The 565-nt window shown below is 63.0% G+C and carries 1 protein-coding gene; it reads left to right on the top strand.

Features of this window, described 5'->3' with window-relative positions; translation table 11 throughout:
* Nucleotides 1-8: 8 nt before the first annotated feature.
* Nucleotides 9-497 (top strand): SRPBCC family protein, encoded by a 489-nt coding sequence (locus tag AX685_RS06920; RefSeq protein ID WP_026189137.1) that lies wholly within the window; start codon nucleotides 9-11, stop codon nucleotides 495-497.
* Nucleotides 498-565: the final 68 nt, after the last annotated feature.

Raw genomic sequence — 565 nt, 5'->3', positions numbered from 1 at the left:
ATGGGGATATGCCTCGCACCATAACCAGCTCGATGCTTCACGGCGGGCCACTGCGGATCTGGTCGGCGATCACCGATCCGGATCATCGTCGGGCTTGGAGTCCGCTCGTATTCCTCGACAACCCGTGCCAGCTTGGCGAAACGGAATGTACCTTCGCGATCCAGGGCATCACCCGGCCAATTCGGACGCCGGCCCGGGTCGATCAATTCGATAAGCCGCGCGCCTTCGCTTGGTCCTGCGGCATCCCTTATCTGTTCACGCTCGAAGAACGGTACGAGCTGGCAGGGGACGATGGTGGCACTAGGCTAACACATAGCTGCACGCTGGGCGGGGCGCTGTCTCTGCCGTTCGCGGCGATGATGTTGCGTCGTCTGCGGTCCCTGATGATCGAGGCTGATGATCGCCTCGCAACCTATCTGCGCTGGCGGGTGGGTCAGCCTGCCCGTGGGATCAATCGTCAGCGCGTCCCCTCCCGCTACAGGAGGAAGGCGCGATGATGCCGTTGAAGCGGGTACTGCCCGCCCTCATCCTCGTTGTCGGCCTGGCGGCTTGCACGGAAAGCAAG

This window comes from Sphingomonas sp. CCH9-F2, from assembly GCF_001556735.1.
GTDB classification, from domain to species: domain Bacteria; phylum Pseudomonadota; class Alphaproteobacteria; order Sphingomonadales; family Sphingomonadaceae; genus Sphingomonas; species Sphingomonas ginsenosidimutans.
Note: the sequence above shows the minus strand (reverse complement) of the source record. Positions and strands in the feature narration are given on the sequence as shown.

What these genes read in the sequence shown, in the direction of transcription:
- AX685_RS06920 (WP_026189137.1), top strand. Translation starts at nt 9, where the DNA reads ATGCCTCGCACCATAACCAGCTCGATGCTTCACGGCGGGCCACTGCGG.